Annotated in this window: 3 protein-coding genes; 2 read left to right on the top strand and 1 reads right to left on the bottom strand. The window is 50.0% G+C overall.

Translation table 11 applies throughout. The features are described from left to right. Positions 1–282: 282 nt before the first annotated feature. Positions 283–555 (bottom strand): hypothetical protein, encoded by a 273-nt coding sequence (locus tag AC1DYX_RS30510; RefSeq protein ID WP_477265873.1) that lies wholly within the window; start codon positions 553–555, stop codon positions 283–285. A 28-nt stretch (positions 556–583) separates the two neighbouring features. Between AC1DYX_RS30510 and AC1DYX_RS30505 the strand changes: the two genes are divergently transcribed. Together AC1DYX_RS30505 and AC1DYX_RS30500 are read left to right on the top strand one after the other, a co-directional pair. After that, complete coding sequence (locus tag AC1DYX_RS30505) at positions 584–1,309, top strand: SLOG cluster 4 domain-containing protein (protein WP_477265871.1); 726 nt, start codon at positions 584–586, stop codon at positions 1,307–1,309. Between the two features lie 9 nt (positions 1,310–1,318). Then, positions 1,319–2,056, top strand: a complete 738-nt coding sequence (locus AC1DYX_RS30500; protein WP_477265869.1) for a hypothetical protein — start codon at positions 1,319–1,321, stop codon at positions 2,054–2,056. Positions 2,057–2,248 lie beyond the last annotated feature (192 nt).

Below are 2,248 nucleotides of genomic sequence, written 5' to 3'. Positions count from 1 at the left end.
GTGCAGTCATGTGCGCGCCTGATAGCRAACCGTCACCGTACCGTCGACGACAAATGGCGATCTGCATGGCACGCCGCTGGACACTTGATGGATGTAGACGCCGGGATAGGTCCTTGCTGCTGGCATGGGCTTCTACCTCAAGAATGACTTAAAAATAAATTAACAAACTATTGACTGAATGTCTACCCGACAGGACAAGATTTCAAACAGGTTATCGCACAGGAGCATTTGATTGAGGTCCATTGGCAAGATCAATTAACTTTATAAATACGATACGAAACATTAACCGAGCAACAAACAATCGCAGGATATGATTTCCCAAATATTTACATCTGCGCCACCAATAATTCCTGCCGCATACTTCCCATGTAAATAGCTGACGGAGCGGGATTTATATGCGAAATAAATCTTGTTTTTGCCAATCGTCGCGATTGCGGATATGTCACTCAATTGCCCACATCTGCTGATCGCACTATTTCCCTCTTGCACAGCTACGTGTGCTGCGAGAATGCAGAACACAATTGCTGCCAAAGCGGGGTAAAGACCGGCTTGCATATCGGGTAACCAGGAATCGGAGGCAGCAATGAGTCAACGACGCGTCGTTATCGGCGCCATTGGTGGAGATGATCAACAAGGGCCGGCCGAGTGCTTCGGCGCTGCCTTGGYGAATGCAGGATGCATCTTATTGACCGGTGGCGGCGATAAAGTTAACCAGGAGGTAAAAAACGCTACGGTGCAAGGTATGCGAAAAGCCGGCAATGGGTCGGCATTACGCCACGTAGGTGTACTTCCTTCCACCGGCCCGGCCCGATTGGAGCGGAACGGCTCCCAGATCCTGCTTTACACCGGACAGAAACACAATATACGCAATTTCATCAACGGGGTAACGCCCGACGCGATCGTTGTGTTCGGTGGAGGATGTGGAACTCTGGCGGAGGCTGCCYTTGCACTCGCCGCAGGAAGAAAACTGTACTTTTATGGCGAAGGCATCAAAGGTCGTGCGGTCGATCGTCTGAGACGAAATTTCGACAAACTCTGTCAGCCGAGCAATTCGGAACTCTATTTGTCTGAACCGTTGCGAACATGGCGACCCGTCTGGGGGCGCTTAAAATCCTCGGCCTATCTTCTTGGAATGCTCGACTGCCAATTGCAGCTTGCCGAGCAGTGGAGTGCGTCCACGGACGAGCTTGTCGATCGATGCATTTTGGATGTGATGAAAAAAGGACATCTATCCGCCACGGGCTTTCCCGGAATACCCGGGATCGACGCGAAATGCTTCGAGGATGAAATTTCCCAAATTTCAAAATGAGAGTATAGGATGACAAGCCCTGTCAACGAAAGCCGATATCGAATGGTTTGTTCCAAAGTTGCGATCGTTATTGGAGCCGGGTACTTGATAATGGCGTTCTTCCGCGGGGCCTTGGTTGGGAAACCTGAGGCGTGGGAATGGTCGCAATGGGCTCATCTAGGTGCAGGTGTTGTTGGGGCTGCCCTTTCTGGACAACTTGTTTTCCGCGCCTTATTTGAACGATCGATCTGGCGATGGAAGATGTTTCAAGGCTGGCTGGTTATTGTACCTGACATGTCCGGCACTTGGACCGGAGCAATGAAATCCATTTCGTTTAATGACACTTTCCACAAAGTGGTTGAGATCGATCACAAATTTGATCACATTATCGTCAAAAGCAGCAGGCAACTCCCAGACGGCCGGAGAATCAGTACTGAATTCACAATCGAGTGCAACATCCAGCGCGATTGTGTCTCCAATGAAGTCCAGATAGTCATTGTTTACTTTAACGAGCCAGGAATAGGCGACGCAAAAGATTTCGGCGGCCACCCGCATCACGGCTGTGCATTACTAAGATTAAGGAACGAAAGAATGAAACGAGAATGCTGGGCGATTGAAGGCGTATACTGGACGAATAAACCATGGCCACCGACCAGTGACCGGTCCGGAGGCACCCGTGGCGAGATGTCGTTGAATTGGAAGGCGACTTTAAAAAATTTTTATCGTGACGAAACCTTACAACGTACTCTTTACGAGAGTACACAATAAGGGAACCACAATAAAGTGAGTTACAAATGTCGCTGACGTAGATCAGCGCTGGAGCGCTGATCTGCAGGGATTCTGGAGGCGAGGACGGGAGGCGAACCCGTCTAGACGGCTTTGCAGGCCGTTTCAGCTTTTAGGAATCAATGAGCTAGTTGAGAACCACACTTTAGCGCCACATGAGCCCACTTACCTGTG

This window comes from Massilia sp. P2_C2, assembly GCF_056404615.1.
This window is presented reverse-complemented; position numbering and strand designations above follow the sequence as displayed.

Bases quoted from the DNA above. Each gene is read 5' to 3' on its own strand.
- AC1DYX_RS30500 (WP_477265869.1), top strand. From the start codon at position 1,319: ATGACAAGCCCTGTCAACGAAAGCCGATATCGAATGGTTTGTTCCAAA.
- AC1DYX_RS30510 (WP_477265873.1), bottom strand. From the start codon at position 555: ATGCAAGCCGGTCTTTACCCCGCTTTGGCAGCAATTGTGTTCTGCATT.